This window comes from Chryseobacterium pyrolae, assembly GCF_025153485.1.
GTDB lineage: Bacteria > Bacteroidota > Bacteroidia > Flavobacteriales > Weeksellaceae > Chryseobacterium > Chryseobacterium antibioticum.
Genome location: NZ_JANZQH010000003.1, coordinates 580,347 through 596,484 on the forward strand (window position 1 = coordinate 580,347; position 16,138 = coordinate 596,484).

The window sequence follows — 16,138 nt, forward strand, 5'->3', positions numbered from 1 at the left end:
ACTATAAAATAAAGCCTAATTGCTTCCTCCGCCTGCCCTGCTGGATTCCTCGAACTTCACTTCCTTCGTAGCTCCTTTCACATTATTGTTCCCAAATTTATACGTTACAGAAAGATAAATATTTCGGGTGATCCCTTTGTTGAAATATTCTACATCATAATTAGGGTAGTATTCTATCCCTTTGTTACGGTTGGTATTCAGAAGGTCATTGACGTACAGGTTGATCAACAGCTTTTTGTCCATCAGGTTTAGTTTCATTCCTGTATAGACCGAAGCATTGGCATAATAATACGTATTTCCGTCCCTGTTCGGAAGATTGCTCCAAAGTCCGAGCATTAAAGTAAGTGTCTTGCTTTTATTCAGAAAGAAATTATTATCCACATTAAAGTTGGCACTATATCCTTCAGGAGCCGCTATGGCAGTAGGATCGTAAGATTTTGTCTTGGCATAGTATCCATTCACGAAAATATTAGACTCCATCCATTTCAGCTTGTTGTAATTGTAGCTGATATTGATTCCTGCCTGGTCCTGATTGTAGAAGTTTTTAACGATGCTGTATTTTGATTTGCCTTCCACTATCTGGATTCTGTCCCAGTTATCTTTATTGTAGTTATAGTACAGCGTGACATTAAAATTGTTATTTAAAACATATCCAAACTCAAAATTATCTGAGAACGAAGGCAAGAGATAAGGATTTCCTGTACTGTATTCAAATTCGGAAACATAGAATTTAAACGGATTCAGGTTTCCAAAATAAGGACGTGAGATTCTCCTTGAATAGTTCAGTGAGAATGCATTATTTTCGTTTGGCTTATAGCTGATGTAAGCGGTCGGAAACAGCTTTCCATATTTAATTTTAGCTGAAGAATCATCATTCATGGAAATTCCCTCCAGGGTGGTGTATTCATAACGAAGTCCGGCTTTTGCATCCAGTTTGTCATTGATCTTAAAGCTGGCCGATGCGTAGGCCGCATAATTCTGTTCATTATAAAAGAAAGTATTGGTCCTTTTGGTGTTAAGAATATACTGCTCGTCTTCTATATTGAAAAAATTGAATTCAGAGTCATTTTTGATTTTTGTATACTTCAACCCGGCTTCCGTTTTTACCTTTCCAAAAGTTTTTTCCAGATCGGCCTGACCGGAATAAATTCTGTATTTACTGACCGGATTCGCAAAAGTGGAAACCTGATCAGAAGTGATGGTATTATAAAAATTTCTCGCATTGGAATTATTGAGCATCATATTCGCTGTTACGCTCAGTTTACTACCCAGGGAATCCAGTTTAACATCATAAAAGGCAGTTGCATTGTGAACATTTCTACGGTTTTTGTTGCTGTAATTTGAGAATACATCAAGATAACCTTCCTTATCAAAAATATTGGCTTTGCTTTCACCCTGCTCCAATGGATTACTGAACGAATAGTTGTAATTGATTCCTACCAGATTTTTATCATTGATCTTATATTCTCCCTTCAAACCACCCCCTTTATAGCGGTAATTGTTGCTGCTGGTACTGTTGGTTTTCCAGTAATTGTTATCCGTAGTTCCGGTAAGGTAATTATAAGAACGGTTTTCCCAGTAATTGTCCCCGATAGACAGGTTTCCGGTAACCGACAGTTTATCCCCTTGATAATTAAAAGTAGCACCGCTTCGTGTTGAAGTTGTCGGCCTTCCGCCATAATAGCTTCCTGAAGTCTGAAACGAGCCGTTCCAGCCCAGATTAGCGTTTTTCTTAAGGACAATATTGATCAGTCCGCTTTTTCCTTCTGCTTCATATTTTGAAGGCGGTGTGGTAATCACTTCAATCTTAAGAATATCATCGGACCGGATGGTTTTAAGATAATTGATAAGCTCCTGTCCGTTCAGATTTAGCAATCGGTCATTGATCATCACGGCAACATTACTTTTCCCGGCAATGCTGATGGCATCATCTGTGGCTCGTACCATCGGTGTTTTGGCAAGGGCTTCTACCGCATCAATTCCTTGTGAGGCGACAGAATTTTCCACATTGAAAACCAGCCGGTCTACCTTTCTTTCAAACAGTTTTTTCTTTGCAGTCAGAGTCACCCCTTCAATTTTTTTCTCTACAGGTGCTTCTTTAAGCTGAATATCTTTTTTTGAGTTCCCTTTTACGGTAATTGTTTCGCTGTTGGTTTTTACACCGTCTTTTATGAGTTCAAGGATATAGTTTCCGTCTTCTTTTAATGGAATTTTAAATATTCCGTTCTCATCCGTGATTGCAGAAAATTTTGTATTTGCTTTAGTGATCAGTACTTCGGTTTCCGGTGCCGGTTTGTTTTGCAGGTCGGTCACGGTACCTTCAATGCTTTGGGCAAAAAAATAAGAGGATGAGACAAGACTTAAAAGAAGAATAATCTTTCGATTCATGGTTGGCTTTTTATACATAACAGTTCATCAAGCGGTGACATTACATGAAAAGTGAAAAATATTTAAAGTGATTGGTCTCGCATCCGGTTTTCTTTTGATTATTTTTGTAAGATATCCGAAAAATATTTCATCATGCACGACAAGCTTTTACAGTACATAGGTTCTGACTTTCATTTTAATTCTGATGAAATTGAAGTGATCAAACAGTACTTTGAGCCAGTCAGTTATTCTAAAAATACATTGCTGGAAGAAGCTGGAAAGATTCCCGGATATCTGTATTATATCGTATGCGGATATCTCAGGCTGTTTTATATGGATGAGAACGGTAATGAGGTGACCACCCATATCAATTGCCCTCCCGGATTTTTCACCTCTTATACCCATTTTATCAGCCAGACCCGTTCAGAAGATCATGTAGAATGCATCACCGACTGTGAGCTGTTAAGGATCACCAAAGAGAACCTTGATCAATTGGTAAGCAGCAGCCAGAGTATGAAGGATTTTAGCATTTCCGTATTTCAGCAGTCTATTGCTTACAATGAAAACCGTTCCAAAGAACTGTCTGTATTAAATGCAGAACAGCGCTACTTAAAGCTCATAGAGAATTATCCGGAAATTATTCAGAACGTACCCATTCAGTATATCGCTTCTTTTTTAGGCATGAAACCGGAAAGTCTCAGCAGGATCCGGAAAAAGATCATTAACTAACAAAAGTCAAGTGGTTCCCGATCCGGGAAGATGAACTTTGCCGTATTAAAATCAATGCAATGACAAAGAATAATCTGAGCCTCGTTTCCGGGGCCAACGGACATTTGGGAAATAATCTGGTAAGACTTTTACTGAAGGAAGGCATTCCTGTACGGGCTGCTGTAAGAAATAAAAACAATACAAAACCTTTTGAAGGGTTGAACTGCGAAATCGTGCAGGCGGATATCACAGATAAAGCCTCCTTTGTAAAAGTATTGCAAGGCGTAGAAACATTTTATGCCGTAGGCGCTTCTTTTAAACTGTGGGCGAAAGATCCCAAAAAAGAAATTTATGATGTTAATATCAACGGAACCCGAAATACCATTGAGGCTGCGGCCGAAGCAGGTGTAAAGAAGATCGTTTATGTAAGTTCCATCGCTGCTTTAAATTATACAAAACTTCCGGCAACCGAAAGTGGGGGCTACAATCCGGATAGGAGAGATATGTATTACAATTCTAAAAACGATGGCGAAAAACTGGCTTTTGAAATGGCGAAAGAACTGGGTATTGAGCTGGTTTCTGTGATGCCTGCTGCCATGATCGGAAGTGAGGCTTTTTTTCCACTGAATGTCTCCTATCATATCCTGAAACTGATTCTGAACAAAGAAATTCCGGTAGATACAAAAATTACTCTGAATTGGATCGATGTAAAGGATGTCGCCAAAGGATGTTACTTAGCGGCTCAAAAAGGACGTTCAGGGGAACGTTATATTTTGGCGAATGAACAATGCATGACAATTACAGATACGACTGCTTTGGCCGCTAAACTTTATCCCGAATTGAATTTGAAAGTGCCTAGTGCTGTCCCAAAACCATTGCTGTATGCTATTGCAGGGATGATGGAACTGACCGCTAAACTAAGCGGAAAACCTCCTTTGCTCACAAGGAAAGATATTGCCATGTTTTCCGGACTGCAGCAGAATTTTGACATTTCCAAAGCCAGAAATGAATTGGGATTTGATCCTAAAAGTCCCAAGCTGGCGGTAACCGAAGCACTGGCTTACCTGATGAAAAATAAAAATATTCTGGGGGCTTGAAAAAGCCTCTTTTTTATAAGGTATGAAGCTTGATAATTGTTCCTTTATAGTATTTGGTAAGGTCATAAAGCTCCCCGAAATAATGCTGCAGGTCAAGATGATTATGCTGCTCAGAACCTTTTGTACGGAACTGATCTTCTGCGAGAGCATATAGAGCAGGGTAATCTGTTTTCAAATAATGCGAAAGGACGGTGCAGCTTCCTTTTTTTTCCAGGGCAATGTCCGTGAAAAACAGACCGTAGACCAAAAACTGGTTGAAATGTTGAGCATCCACCATAAAATCCAGATTCTGTTTAGAATAATTTTCATAATCTGAAAGAATGTCCTGAAATAGCTGTACGTTTTCTTTTTTCGGGATTTCGTAAAAAAGATCAATTCCATGGATGAAAAGCTGGGTCCTAGCCTCTTCACTGTCTGTTGGAAAGGTATTGGTGAACCAGGTAAAAATACTTGAGAGTTCTTCTTTGGAAAGATGGTCTACGGAATCTTTCACCTTATTTTTAATGATCTCAAGACTCACTTTGGCATCATCATGAAGAAAGCCGATAATGCTTTCCTCTTCGCGGCAGAGTTTATTGTACAAATTGATTTTGGCAATATTGGGATTGGTTTTGATGAAATACAGTTCTTCTGCCATTGCTTTGTACCACATGATTTATTTGTAAAGTGGTAACTAAAGATACAAAATATGTAGGGACTATAACTGAAAATGTTATGCGGTCAATTATTAATTGTTTTAACGGTTTCATGAATTGCTATTCTGTTTCCTTCGGAATCTTCTAATTCAGCTACTGCGAAACCGTATTTTTCATTGATTTTTTTCGGATAGAGGATTTTTCCTCCGTTCTGAAGCACTTTACTCAGCTATTTATCGATGCTTTCTGTTTTAAAATAGATAGACTTATCTATTTTTTATATACCTTTGTAAAAATTTTCGGGATGAAAAAAGAAAAAGTACAGGAAAGGATCATCAGGGTGGCTTCAGATCTGTTTTACAGACAGGGGTTCAATTCAACTGGCATTAACCAGATTATTGCTGAAGCAGATATTGCTATAGGATCGCTGTACAACCACTTCACTTCCAAAAATGATCTTCTTCAGGCTTATCTTATCAAAGAAGAGACAGAATGGTTCAAGGGGTTTGAAGAACATTCTGCTAAAATTTCGGAACCCAAACAAAAAATCCTCTCTTTACTGGATTACCGCAAAAAGTTGCAGAAATCATCAAAATTTGGAGGCTGCCATTTCATTAAAATTAGTGCTGAAGTGGGAGACAGCAGTCCTGTAGTTTCTGATTTCGTAAAAAAACATAAGGGTAAACAGAAAGAAATGATCAGAACACTGGTCAACGGATATGCAGAAAGTAAAAAAGAGTTTGATGCTGATTTAACCACGGAAAGTATTTTTCTATTGATAGAAGGAGCTGTAGTAACTTCTACCATCAATAAAAATGCAGATTCTTTTGATCAGATTCAAAAAATGATTGAGGCTCAGCTGCCTTAATTTTTTTGCGAAATAATAAATAGATATATCTATATAAAAATGAATAATAAATATTTGAAATTGATGGTGATATTATCCGGTCAGTTCCTGACTATTATGGATATTTTCATTATCAATGTGTCCATCCCATCCATTCAGCGTGACCTTCAAGCTTCCAATGGGGAAATGCAATTGATGATTGCGTCTTACCTGATCGGTTTTGCTTCATTTTTGATTACAGGCGGAAGGCTAGGGGATATGTACGGTCGAAAAAAGATCTTTATGACCGGGTTGGCATTTTTTATGCTGAGCTCTGTGGCTTGTGGAGTTTCGTCCGGTGCAGCTCTGCTCGTCATCTCAAGGTTTATTCAGGGAATCAGCGCGGCGCTTATGGCTCCGCAGGTCCTGTCGATGATACAGATTTTATTTACAGGACATGAAGAAAGAATAAAAGCAATGGGATGGTATGGAATAACAATCGGGCTGGGTACCATTTTAGGGCAGTTTCTGGGTGGTTATTTTTCATCATTGACCATGATGGAGGAATCCTGGAGACTTATTTTTCTGATCAATATTCCAATCTGTATGCTGGCTTTATTTTTCAGCAAAAGACTCTTAACTGAATCTAAAATGACAGTTGGGAAAAATACCTTTGATTTCTTCGGAGTTATTGTGCTGGCGGCCGGACTGTTCTGTTTTACGTATGCCCTCACCATGTCCGAACATCAGGGAATTCAGATGAAAAGTATACTGTTGATCTTACTATCAGCAGGTATTTTAGTTTATTTTGTCAAAACTCAAAAGATGAGGTTGAAGTGTGGAAAATCTTATCTGATCGACTTCACATTATTCAGCTATACGAATTTCAATCTGGGAATTCTGGCGGTTTCTTTTTTCTTCATTATGCTGGATTCTTACTTTTATATTCTGTCACTGTTTTTTCAGGATGGACTGCAGATCGGGGCCTTGGCTGCCGGAGAAATTATTGTTTTCCAGGGACTTGGTTTTATTCTGGCTTCCTTGTTTTCATCGAAATTCATTTTACGGTATGGTAAAAAATTTTTAGTGAGTGGATTGGTCCTTATCATGACCGTTCTTATGCTGCAAATCTTTTTATTTAATAGGGAAACTCCCTTTTTCATGCTTTGTCTCTTGCTGTTTTTTCACGGGATTGGCGTAGGTTCTATTATTCCTTCGCTGGCTACAATTGCACTGTCCGGACTGCCACAAAAGCTGGCGGGAAATGCTTCAGGAGTTTACAATACTTTTCAGCAGGTTGCTGCTATTGTAGGAATTATTGCAGTGGGAAGTGTTTTTTATCATTTCCTTGGAATAAAGCCTTCACCACAGCATTATCATACTGCTTTTTCAATCGCTTTGGCCGTCAATATAATTTGTCTTTTTATTGTTTTATTTTCGATGGTAAAGGTTCCGGAAAGTATACTTCCAAAAAGGAAGATGTAGTGATTATTTTTTTACGGACTGCAATGTCAATTTTGCGATGTTTCTCGTGATCTCCGTGGGTGAGTGGCAGTCACAGTTGCTGAGTCCTATAACGTAAATATCTTCAGAAGGAATATACACGCCCATACTTTTAAACCCGAAAATACTTCCACCGTGCTCCCTGTCCGGAGTACCATTGATATCTTTGAGGTGCCATCCGTATCCATAAGTAAATTCCTCGCCACTGTTCAGCTTATATTTCTGAAAGGCTTTTTTCGTTTCAGATGTATTGAGCAGTATGTTCTGGTTTAAAGCTTGTTGCCATTTCACGAGATCATCAACTGTAGACATCAGGGAACCGGATGAGAAAGGAACACTGAAACTGATGACGGTTTTATTGACAAATCCATGTTCTTTCTGATGGTAACCGTAAGCTCTTTTGGGAATAAGTTGTCGGTCGGTGGCATAATAAGAGTGGCTCATACCGGCTTTTTCGAAAATATTTTTTTTGATGAAATCTTCATACGTCTGTCCTGAAACCAGCTCAATAATATGACCTAATACCACATATCCCGAATTGTTATATTCAAATTTATCTCCGGGAGCAAAATCTACAGGTTCGTTTTTGAAGAAATCTACCATCATTTCGGGCTTCATTTCTTTCTGTGCAATGGTGGATAAAGCTTTCATTTTTGTAAAATCTTTGATTCCTGAAGTATGGGTCAACAAATGGTGTATAGTGATTTTATCACCGGAAGGATAATCTTTTATGTATTTTGAAAGAGGATCATTGACATTTAGTTTTCCCTGCTGTTCCAGTATCAAAACAGCTACAGCGGTAAACTGCTTGGTCATAGACCCGATCTGGAGAACATGGTCCGGTGTCATATTGACATCCAGCTCGAGATTGGCTTTCCCAAAAGCTTTACGGTACATCGTTTTTCCATTTTTTGAGACCAGAAATGTACCTCCGGGCTCATTTTGATTGCCGAATCCGGTAAGGATAAGACTGTCTATTTTTTTCTCATAGGTTTGAGCATGACTATTTCCGGAAAAAAATAATAGAAATAGAAGGGCTGTTAAAAGTTTTTGAGTCGTCATAATTATTGTTTTGTTATGCAAAGATATGAATAATTACCATTACTATGTTATGCTTTATAGTGATTGAATAAAAAAAATGACCGATGTGATCATTTATTATTTTCTACAGGGCTTTACAATCCTGTTTTATTTGTGGAAATAGGTAGTTGCAGCCGTAGTTGATCAGGTTTTATCTTTGATTTTGTTTCATGGCCCGGATCAGTTTATCATTGCGTCGGTCTGCTCTTGCATTGTTTAAAGATAAAGCAGCCCAGATCGCAGCAGGAAGCCAGCCAATGACTGTGATTTGTAAAATTAGACAGATGATTCCGGTTAAAATTTTCCCACGGAACATGAAGGAAAGAAAGGGAAGTAAGATGGCTAGTAGCATGATTATATTTTAATTTTTATGGTTTTTAACTGTATTTAGACTCTATTTTATTCATTAGAGACGGTCTCTTCGTAATTTTCAGGTTCATTATGTAACGGAACAGGAAAGAAATTATTTCCTTTTTTCCTGTAGACTTTTGCCCGATAAGGATGTTTTTCAATACTTTTTGCAATAGCATCAGATACGTCTGCTTTGGCAAACCATACCGTTCCGCATTCACCACATCCCCAGAATGATTTTGGGTTATTTACATAAGAAATCAGTCCGTAGCAGGAGTCACATGGGCATCTTAAATGATCTTCATCCACTGTTTTTTGTGGAACAGGCGGCTCCATTGTGAGTGGATTCAGCGAAAAGCTGCTGTAGCAGGAAGGGCATTCGAGCATAATAAAGCGCATTCCCTTTTTCTGAGAATCTGAGATGAATGAAATTTGATCTGCTGATGCTGTAAATGTCTCTTTACATTGATCACATGTAATATTCATGGTGTTATTTTGGCTTTAAATTATATTCCTGCATGAAGTATTTTCCCTTACTTTTCTGCTGAGATCAACAGCATCATGGGACGGCGCAATTCATCTTTCATTTCAGCAAATTCGTTCAATAGGTCTTCACTGGGTTCAGGCTCTATGATTTCATTGATTTTGAATCCCTGTTTTAGCAAAGTATTCAGATAGGTTGTTAATGTTCTATGGTATTTTATGAGATGTTCTCCTAAAAAGGTGGTATTTCTTTTCCCCTCTATGAAATAATGATCTACAGGCCAGTGTCGTTTTTCTTTATTTTCGTCATATATCCAATCTTGGGTTCCCTGTGCTGTAAACACAGGATGCTCCACAGAAAATACCAAATGTCCACCAGGTTTGAGCCACTGATAGATATTTTGAGCCATGATATCAAATGACTCTATATAATGAAAAGTGAGAGAACTTAGGATGATATCAAATTTTCCCGAAGGATAATCTACATCTTCAAGAGCTTTCCTTACATATTCAATGCCTTCAAGATGATTGATCTCTTTAGCTTTTTCAAGCATTTTTTCTGAAAGATCAACCCCAATTACGGATTTTGCTCCGTTTTCAACAGCATAGCGGCAATGCCAGCCGAAACCACAACCAAGATCCAGAACATCTTTTTTCGTAAAATCCGGCAGCATTTTTTTCAGGGCATGCCATTCTCCGGCACCTTCCAGCCCTTTCTGGGAGCGGAGCATTTTTTCATATTGCCCGAAAAAGGATGCGTTGTCGTATTTATTTTCTTTCATAGGATAATGGGGGAATCTTTAAACAAATCATTTATTTATGCTCTGATAATAGGTCTGAACCTGACCCAACTTGGTTTAAGGGTCAGGGATTCTACCAATTGTTGTCATGATACATTCAAAATTATTAAAAAATGTTGATTAAGCCAGAGAGAAAGTCATTTTTCATTTTCTGATTCAACTGTTTGCTGATAATGAATATGAAAAGTAATATTAATAGTATTCAGGATAGATTTTGTTTTCATCATTATCAGTCCTGATAGTCAATGATTTCATATTCAATATTTTCGTTTTCGATATATGTTTTCAATAGGTCAAGGTCTTTCCATACATAGGAAGAACTGTATTGGCAGATGTATATTCCATCATTCTCAAAGATAATGCTGATATTCGGCATTGTTCCATTGTTTCCGGGCTGCCTGAAATCCCAGAATGTTTTATTGTTAAATTCATATTTTTTGTCAAACGTTTTATCGTTTTCAAATAAATACTGAATTTCAGTAATCTGTTTCCCTGTAAATTTTGCTGTTATTTTGTACTCGAAACCCATTTCAATGGTATAGTTTTAAATTTTGCTTAACCGTATTTTCCGTTAGTTTATTATTGCTATGTCTTTAAAAGAAAGTTGCTGAAGCAGGGAACATAATATTTTCAATACTTTCTGATTTTCACAGAGGAAGCACTTTTAATTTTTACTTTTTTACCTACTTTTTTTAATAAACCGGTTGTAGCATCACGTTTGAATACAACAACAGTTCCACTCCCGCCGTTGGCTATAATTAAAAACTTTCCGGACTCATCGATGTCAAATACTCTTGCGTGTTTCCCTAAAATTGACTGGTATCCCACATTTTTTAAGGTTCCGTCTCCAAGAATGGAGAAAATGGCAATATTATTTTCGACACCACGATTGGAAGCATATAAAAACCGTCCATCCGGTGAAATGTGAATGTCGGAACTTTCAAAATTTTCTTTGTATTGGTCCGTATGCGTATTGATTCTTTGAATGCTTTTCAGCGTAGAATTTTCATACTGATAGGCATTGACCGTTCCTGATAATTCTTCAATACTGTAGGCGAATTTTCCATTGGGATGAAAGGTAAAATGCCTTGGTCCACCTCCTAAAGTGGTGGGTATGTACGGTGGTTTTGCGGCTTGCATAGGCTCCGCTTTATCAGTTTCAAACGTATAGGATCTGATTTTATCTGCCCCCAGATCGGATAAGAAAACATGAGTAAAGTCCGGTGAAAAAACAGCAGCATGAATATGGGATCTGTCCTGCCTGTCTTCATTGATACTTCCCTCGGAAAACTGAAAATTCTGTACCGCAGGATGTAGAGTGCCATCTTCAGAGAGCGGGTATACGGAAGCGCTGCCTTCTGTATAATTGGCATTCACTACCCATTGACCATTTCTGTGAACACTCACATACACCGGGTTTTCGCCACCACTTTTCTGACTGTTTATGAAAGTAAGCGTCTCATCTTTGGGGTTGAATTTAAAACTGCTGATACTTCCGGCATTGGGCGTTTTACTTTCTGTACAGGCTAATACATATTTTCCATTGGGAGATAAAGTGAGAAATGAAGGGTTTAAAATTCCTTTCACTGATGTTACCTTGGATAATTTCCCTTTGATAGTATCCAGCTTATAGACATAAATTCCCTCGGTTGTTTTATCCCGGTTGAATGATCCAAAAAACACATAGGTATTTTGGGAATATACATTGATACAGATTAAAATAAGGGCGATCAGGCTTACTATTTTCTTCAATTTTATTTAGTTTTTTATAGAGTATGGGTATGTGGAGAATGAGTTTGATAAAAGGCTTACCTTCTTTACTGTTCTGTTTTATAATCTTCTTTTTCCAGGGATGGCAGCCAGTGGGTCAAATCTGAAAAACGCATGATATGAAAGCAATCGTAGCCACCTAACAGTTTTTTTTCGGTGGTCAGAAGTAAGGTTACCTTTTTGGGGAAGCATCCGAATTTGGCTTCATAAACAGATAACCCTTCAAAAAAATTATTGAGGATATACGGAGCCTGGCGGCTTCCATCTCCATATTTCAGAACCGAATTGATTATTTTCACCATCATTGAAAAATGAAGTTGGGATGCATTATTCTGATCTAGCCGTTTGTAGGCATAAGACAATTCTTTGTGGGCTGTGATGTTGTTGGGGCTTTGAATAAGTATTTTTTTTGCTGTTTCAATGGCCTCACTGTAGTTTTTATTCTCGTTGAGTTGGTATGCTTTATTGGCTAAACTGTCCAAATATTTTGGATGTATTGCATTCGTATGTATTTTGTATTTGGTAAGGCTGATGATTTGTTCCTCAGTGAGCAGGGTGTCCAGTTTCGCTATTTGAGCCTCAATGTTTTTGAAATAATAAATCGAATTCTTCCGGGTTGATTCGTCAATAGAGATCTTAAATTTTGGAATAGTACTTTTTGGAGCTTCTGCTTTATTATTGGCTTTGCTCTTTACCTCTATCACTTTAACAGCAGAATTTCCATCAGGATTATTTTTGGAACCGTAATTTTTTACTTCTTCAGGAGTTGGAGGTGACGGGGGAGCCTGTCCAAAACTCAGGTTGAATAGAAATACAATAAAAAAGGTGAGGTAATAGTTTTTAGTCATTTTGAGAGTCAGTTTAGCTGTTTTTATATTATTCAATGTCAATTTTATGGTAAATCATCCATCGTTTCAAATTTCCCACCATTCTTTTTAAATGGTCTTCATTCAGGAAAATATTCGTCCAGTACTCAAATCTGTCACATTGGATACTGATGTAATAATTCATAATGGCTAAACAGGCGAAAGGTAAAAAATCTTTTTCTTCCTGGCTCATTTCAGTAACTGTTTCATACCCTTTTAAAAAGCTGTCTGCTTTTATCTGATACTCATTTTCATTGAGGTTGGTGGATAACAACTGATATAAGAAATATGAAATGTCAAGACATAAAAAACCGTTGCCACTAAAATCAAAGTCAAAAAAAGTGACCTCTTTTTCATGATCTAGGTGCATATTGTCAAACCAAACATCGAGATGTACGGCGCCATATCGCAGTGATGGTTTGCTGATTGTATCAAATTTGAGAGCTAAAAAACCGGACAATTTTTCTAAAAAAATAATTTCATCTGTGGTATTCCTGAAAAAGTCTTTGGTCCTCAAAATAGCATCTGAAAGTAAAATTTTGGGATCATAGGTGATTCTGTTGAGCGTGAAATTTTCTGTTGATTGATGAACTCTGGCTAATGCCTGACCTATCAGAAAACTGGTTTCAGGTGAAAATCTTGCAGTTTTTGTCCCCTTTGCATACGAAAATAAGACCCCGAATCTTTTTCCCTCCGGTGCATTAATTTCCTGAATGTATTCATTCGATTGGTCCGCTATTGGATAAGCAACCGGTCTGTTATTTTCTTTTAAATGGATTAAAAGTCTTAATTCTTCCTCTATTTCTGATTTTGTTCTCCAATCACAAGTGTACACCCGGAAAACATATTTTTCTTCCCCATTTGTAACGATGTAAAGATGGTTCATGGCTGCCCGGAATAGTTTACATTCCGTTTGGTTGCTCAGATGATATTGCTGTTGAATAAGTTGGCTGAGTACATTAGGTGAAAGTGTACTGTGTATTACCGGAAATTTCTCTGTCATTCGTGTTTTACGTTGTCATTAGTTGCTATCGTAAAGGATGCTTTAGAAAGCTTTTTTACTGCCGTTAAAATACAAAAATACAAAATAAAGCAACCTTTTTTCGATTCAAATTTTAACCCCGTATTTTTCGATGGACAATCTTTATCTATTCTTAATTTCTCATGATTTCCTGTTCGATATTCATTAATCTTTTTGACCACCGATCCAATAGTGTTTTTCTCTCTTCATCCGTAAGCCGTTCTACAGAATAAATGATTTCCGGCTGTAAAACTGAGAAGCCAAGAAATTCCAGAATGCCACGATGTATTGGAAATAGAATTGAGTTGATATCACCGTATTTGTCCTCCACATAATTTTTTTGAGGACCACCGGTTGTTAGAGACAGCATTGCTTTTTTTCCTGCTGAAAAACCGTTGTCAAAAATTTTACCGTTATCATAAAATTTTCCCATGGTAAAAACTTTGTCGATCCAACCTTTTAGAATTGCCGGAACCGAAAACCAATACAATGGAAACTGCCAGATCATGATTTCGCACCATTCAATCTTTTCCTGTTCCGAGACGATATCCGGCATCAATGTAGATTGTTGTACAGCAAATAATTCTTCATTTTGCTGTTTGAAATAATTTGGATTTTCTAATTGGGTAAAATTGCCTTTCCCACTTACGGGCTGATAATTTTCCTGATATAAGTCAGTGGTTTTAACTTCGTGACCAGCTTCTTCCAGACTTTTGATTGCCGTATTAAACAGAGCTGCATTGAAACTTTTTTCTTCAGGATGAGCAAGGATGATCAGTATTTTCATATTTTTGAATTTGTACTATAATTTATTGAGTTACAAAATTATTTTTAGTACACTACATTTGCAATAACTATCTAAACAGATAGGCTAAATAAAATTGAAATGAAAACAGAATGCATTGGTGATCATGTGAAATTGGAAGGCAAAATCTACCCTTGTACCGTAAGTCTTACTATGGATTTGGTAGGAGGAAAATGGAAAGCAGTTATCCTTTACCATTTGAAAGAGGGGTCTAAAAGATATAACGAACTTCGTAAAGAACTGCCCACAGTTACCGAGATGACCCTGAGTTTACAATTGAAGCAATTGGAAAAAGACGGTTTGGTATCCAGGAAAGTATTTGGTGAAAAACCGCCCATTAAAGTGGTATACAGCCTTACTGATCTTGGGAAAACTTTTATTCCTGTTTTAGATGCGATCACGGAATGGGGAAACCAGATTGTCACTGAAAAAGGGGAGTTTATTCATGCTCTTGAAAAAGAATAGAATAAAATTATATATTTAAATTTATTGCTTTCCTATGTCAATAGACGACCACATATCCGGCTTCAGCCCTTATTTTTTCAGATGTTGTTGGAAATATACAAAATGATGTTCTATTGATTTATTCCAGTATTCCGTATTATGATCACCCGGTTGACTGATAAAAGTTGCAGGAATTTTAAGACCGTCGGTTTGCTGTTTCAGTTTTGCAGAATTTGAATATAAAATATCCTCCGTTCCGCAGTCAAAGATAAAGGCTTTCTTAAAATCCGGGTGCTGTTTCAAAAGGGTTGATATGCTGTACCGGCTCCAATTTGCCGTTTTTGGATTGCCAATATTGGCTGTTAAATCATCAATCAATCTATTGTTTTGCCAAAAGTGTTGACTTACTTTCTGGAAATTCGGATAATCAACTTCAAGAGCTCCGCTTGTAGAACCTGCGGTATTGAAATAGTCAGGGTGTACAATAAAATACCGTAATGCTCCATAGCCACCCATACTTAGACCGCTGATAAAAACATTTTTATCATCAATATTAAATGAACGATGTACTTTCGGAACTAATTCTTTGAAGAAAAAATCTTCATACTGCGAGTTTTTGTTGGTTGGGCTGTTGATGTAATAAGAGGTAAAACCGTCTGGTGTAACGATGATAAAACCATATTGGTCAGCTAATTTTTGTAAGTCTGTTGTTTGCGACCATTGTCTGTAATTTTCGCTGTAGCCATGTAAAAGATAAACCAAAGGGAATTTTTCTTTTTCATTATATGCTTTTGGCTTAAAAACCAGAACGGTGTCCGATGGAGCGAGATATTCAGATTGTATCATCCATTTTTCCTGTGCTTTTGACAAAATGGTTGTCAGTAATCCGATCATGATGCTTATTGCCTTGTTCATATTGCGTATTTTTATTGCAAAATTCAGCAAGTATTTTGTTGTGTACAATAACGAACAAAATTGTGAGCCTTTAAAAATAATACTTATGCGTAAAGAAAATTCCACCAATGCGGTTAATGAACAGTTTTTGTTTCAGGTCTGTGAGCTCAACTCAGCGGTTGCCATGATCAGCGGTCGTTGGAAGTCGCAAATCGTGTATTCCATTTCACAAGGGAATAATAGGTTTCATTTGCTGAAAAAGGAATTACCGAATATTTCTGAACAGGTTTTAGGTCGCCAACTCAAAGAACTGGAAACTCATGCCGTCATTGTCAAAAAAGAGATTCCCGGAACTGTTCCTGTTGGGATTCAATATGTTTTGACCAATAAAGGTCTGGATTTAATTCCTATTTTAGAAAGTCTCTGCGACTGGGGGAAAACGTATGCTGAGGGTAAAGAAATATCAGTTTGTCCGATGGCTTAGTTGA

General features: G+C 37.3%; 19 protein-coding genes. 6 read left to right on the top strand and 13 right to left on the bottom strand.

From position 1 onward, the window contains the following. Positions 1-15 precede the first annotated feature (15 nt). Positions 16-2,388 carry an outer membrane beta-barrel family protein gene (locus tag NZD88_RS09480; RefSeq protein ID WP_259828883.1) on the bottom strand — a complete coding sequence of 791 codons (2,373 nt, stop codon included), beginning with the start codon at positions 2,386-2,388 and terminating at the stop codon, positions 16-18. Between the two features lie 132 nt (positions 2,389-2,520). On the opposite strand from NZD88_RS09480, the gene NZD88_RS09485 reads away from it, so the two are divergent. Together NZD88_RS09485 and NZD88_RS09490 are read left to right on the top strand one after the other, a co-directional pair. After that, positions 2,521-3,096, top strand: a complete 576-nt coding sequence (locus tag NZD88_RS09485; RefSeq protein ID WP_259828884.1) for a Crp/Fnr family transcriptional regulator — start codon at positions 2,521-2,523, stop codon at positions 3,094-3,096. Between the two features lie 59 nt (positions 3,097-3,155). Next, entirely contained in the window at positions 3,156-4,172 is a 1,017-nt protein-coding gene (locus NZD88_RS09490) for an NAD-dependent epimerase/dehydratase family protein (RefSeq protein ID WP_259828885.1), read from the top strand. A gap of 13 nt (positions 4,173-4,185) precedes the next feature. Here the strand turns inward: NZD88_RS09490 and NZD88_RS09495 are convergent, their stop codons facing one another. Continuing rightward, positions 4,186-4,824: a hypothetical protein gene (locus NZD88_RS09495; protein WP_259828886.1), complete on the bottom strand. Its 639-nt coding sequence runs from the start codon at positions 4,822-4,824 to the stop codon at positions 4,186-4,188. 68 nt (positions 4,825-4,892) lie between these two features. Then, positions 4,893-5,027 (bottom strand): VOC family protein, encoded by a 135-nt coding sequence (locus NZD88_RS09500; RefSeq protein WP_259828887.1) that lies wholly within the window; start codon positions 5,025-5,027, stop codon positions 4,893-4,895. An 84-nt stretch (positions 5,028-5,111) separates the two neighbouring features. Here NZD88_RS09500 and NZD88_RS09505 point away from each other — a divergent pair, with 84 nt between their 5' ends. Continuing rightward, a complete protein-coding gene (locus NZD88_RS09505; protein WP_259828888.1) occupies positions 5,112-5,675 on the top strand; it encodes a TetR/AcrR family transcriptional regulator in 564 nt (187 codons plus the stop codon). 39 nt (positions 5,676-5,714) lie between these two features. Further along, positions 5,715-7,118 carry an MFS transporter gene (locus tag NZD88_RS09510; RefSeq protein ID WP_259828889.1) on the top strand — a complete coding sequence of 468 codons (1,404 nt, stop codon included), beginning with the start codon at positions 5,715-5,717 and terminating at the stop codon, positions 7,116-7,118. A gap of 3 nt (positions 7,119-7,121) precedes the next feature. Here the strand turns inward: NZD88_RS09510 and NZD88_RS09515 are convergent, their stop codons facing one another. The 9 genes from NZD88_RS09515 to NZD88_RS09555 all read right to left on the bottom strand — a co-directional run bounded on the left by NZD88_RS09515 (position 7,122) and on the right by NZD88_RS09555 (position 14,294). After that, entirely contained in the window at positions 7,122-8,198 is a 1,077-nt protein-coding gene (locus NZD88_RS09515; RefSeq protein WP_259828890.1) for a serine hydrolase domain-containing protein, read from the bottom strand. 169 nt (positions 8,199-8,367) lie between these two features. Further along, positions 8,368-8,568, bottom strand: a complete 201-nt coding sequence (locus tag NZD88_RS09520) for a YqaE/Pmp3 family membrane protein (RefSeq protein ID WP_194306299.1) — start codon at positions 8,566-8,568, stop codon at positions 8,368-8,370. Between the two features lie 47 nt (positions 8,569-8,615). Then, on the bottom strand, positions 8,616-9,053 hold the full coding sequence (locus NZD88_RS09525; protein ID WP_259828891.1) for a hypothetical protein: 438 nt from the start codon (positions 9,051-9,053) through the stop codon (positions 8,616-8,618). A gap of 47 nt (positions 9,054-9,100) precedes the next feature. Continuing rightward, positions 9,101-9,832, bottom strand: a complete 732-nt coding sequence (locus NZD88_RS09530) for a class I SAM-dependent methyltransferase (protein WP_259828892.1) — start codon at positions 9,830-9,832, stop codon at positions 9,101-9,103. A 247-nt stretch (positions 9,833-10,079) separates the two neighbouring features. Beyond that, positions 10,080-10,379 (bottom strand): hypothetical protein, encoded by a 300-nt coding sequence (locus NZD88_RS09535; protein WP_259828893.1) that lies wholly within the window; start codon positions 10,377-10,379, stop codon positions 10,080-10,082. A 101-nt stretch (positions 10,380-10,480) separates the two neighbouring features. Further along, positions 10,481-11,602: a lactonase family protein gene (locus NZD88_RS09540; RefSeq protein WP_279324415.1), complete on the bottom strand. Its 1,122-nt coding sequence runs from the start codon at positions 11,600-11,602 to the stop codon at positions 10,481-10,483. A 65-nt stretch (positions 11,603-11,667) separates the two neighbouring features. After that, entirely contained in the window at positions 11,668-12,468 is an 801-nt protein-coding gene (locus NZD88_RS09545) for a DUF4919 domain-containing protein (protein WP_259828894.1), read from the bottom strand. Positions 12,469-12,496: 28 nt separating this feature from the next. Then, entirely contained in the window at positions 12,497-13,489 is a 993-nt protein-coding gene (locus tag NZD88_RS09550) for a phosphotransferase (protein WP_259828896.1), read from the bottom strand. 151 nt (positions 13,490-13,640) lie between these two features. Beyond that, positions 13,641-14,294, bottom strand: coding sequence for an NAD(P)H-dependent oxidoreductase (locus NZD88_RS09555; protein ID WP_259828897.1), 654 nt, complete (start codon positions 14,292-14,294; stop codon positions 13,641-13,643). 99 nt (positions 14,295-14,393) lie between these two features. On the opposite strand from NZD88_RS09555, the gene NZD88_RS09560 reads away from it, so the two are divergent. After that, positions 14,394-14,777 carry a winged helix-turn-helix transcriptional regulator gene (locus NZD88_RS09560; protein ID WP_259828898.1) on the top strand — a complete coding sequence of 128 codons (384 nt, stop codon included), beginning with the start codon at positions 14,394-14,396 and terminating at the stop codon, positions 14,775-14,777. A gap of 69 nt (positions 14,778-14,846) precedes the next feature. On the opposite strand, the gene NZD88_RS09565 is transcribed toward NZD88_RS09560, so the two are convergent. Next, on the bottom strand, positions 14,847-15,671 hold the full coding sequence (locus NZD88_RS09565; RefSeq protein ID WP_259828899.1) for an alpha/beta hydrolase: 825 nt from the start codon (positions 15,669-15,671) through the stop codon (positions 14,847-14,849). Between the two features lie 85 nt (positions 15,672-15,756). Between NZD88_RS09565 and NZD88_RS09570 the strand changes: the two genes are divergently transcribed. Then, entirely contained in the window at positions 15,757-16,134 is a 378-nt protein-coding gene (locus tag NZD88_RS09570) for a winged helix-turn-helix transcriptional regulator (protein ID WP_259828900.1), read from the top strand. Positions 16,135-16,138 lie beyond the last annotated feature (4 nt).

Coding starts and splice junctions, on each gene's coding strand:
- NZD88_RS09480 (WP_259828883.1), bottom strand. CDS start 2,388: ATGAATCGAAAGATTATTCTTCTTTTAAGTCTTGTCTCATCCTCTTAT.
- NZD88_RS09545 (WP_259828894.1), bottom strand. CDS start 12,468: ATGACTAAAAACTATTACCTCACCTTTTTTATTGTATTTCTATTCAAC.
- NZD88_RS09525 (WP_259828891.1), bottom strand. CDS start 9,053: ATGAATATTACATGTGATCAATGTAAAGAGACATTTACAGCATCAGCA.
- NZD88_RS09510 (WP_259828889.1), top strand. CDS start 5,715: ATGAATAATAAATATTTGAAATTGATGGTGATATTATCCGGTCAGTTC.
- NZD88_RS09520 (WP_194306299.1), bottom strand. CDS start 8,568: ATGCTACTAGCCATCTTACTTCCCTTTCTTTCCTTCATGTTCCGTGGG.
- NZD88_RS09495 (WP_259828886.1), bottom strand. CDS start 4,824: ATGTGGTACAAAGCAATGGCAGAAGAACTGTATTTCATCAAAACCAAT.
- NZD88_RS09485 (WP_259828884.1), top strand. CDS start 2,521: ATGCACGACAAGCTTTTACAGTACATAGGTTCTGACTTTCATTTTAAT.
- NZD88_RS09560 (WP_259828898.1), top strand. CDS start 14,394: ATGAAAACAGAATGCATTGGTGATCATGTGAAATTGGAAGGCAAAATC.
- NZD88_RS09555 (WP_259828897.1), bottom strand. CDS start 14,294: ATGAAAATACTGATCATCCTTGCTCATCCTGAAGAAAAAAGTTTCAAT.
- NZD88_RS09550 (WP_259828896.1), bottom strand. CDS start 13,489: ATGACAGAGAAATTTCCGGTAATACACAGTACACTTTCACCTAATGTA.
- NZD88_RS09530 (WP_259828892.1), bottom strand. CDS start 9,832: ATGAAAGAAAATAAATACGACAACGCATCCTTTTTCGGGCAATATGAA.
- NZD88_RS09565 (WP_259828899.1), bottom strand. CDS start 15,671: ATGAACAAGGCAATAAGCATCATGATCGGATTACTGACAACCATTTTG.
- NZD88_RS09490 (WP_259828885.1), top strand. CDS start 3,156: ATGACAAAGAATAATCTGAGCCTCGTTTCCGGGGCCAACGGACATTTG.
- NZD88_RS09515 (WP_259828890.1), bottom strand. CDS start 8,198: ATGACGACTCAAAAACTTTTAACAGCCCTTCTATTTCTATTATTTTTT.
- NZD88_RS09505 (WP_259828888.1), top strand. CDS start 5,112: ATGAAAAAAGAAAAAGTACAGGAAAGGATCATCAGGGTGGCTTCAGAT.
- NZD88_RS09535 (WP_259828893.1), bottom strand. CDS start 10,379: ATGGGTTTCGAGTACAAAATAACAGCAAAATTTACAGGGAAACAGATT.
- NZD88_RS09570 (WP_259828900.1), top strand. CDS start 15,757: ATGCGTAAAGAAAATTCCACCAATGCGGTTAATGAACAGTTTTTGTTT.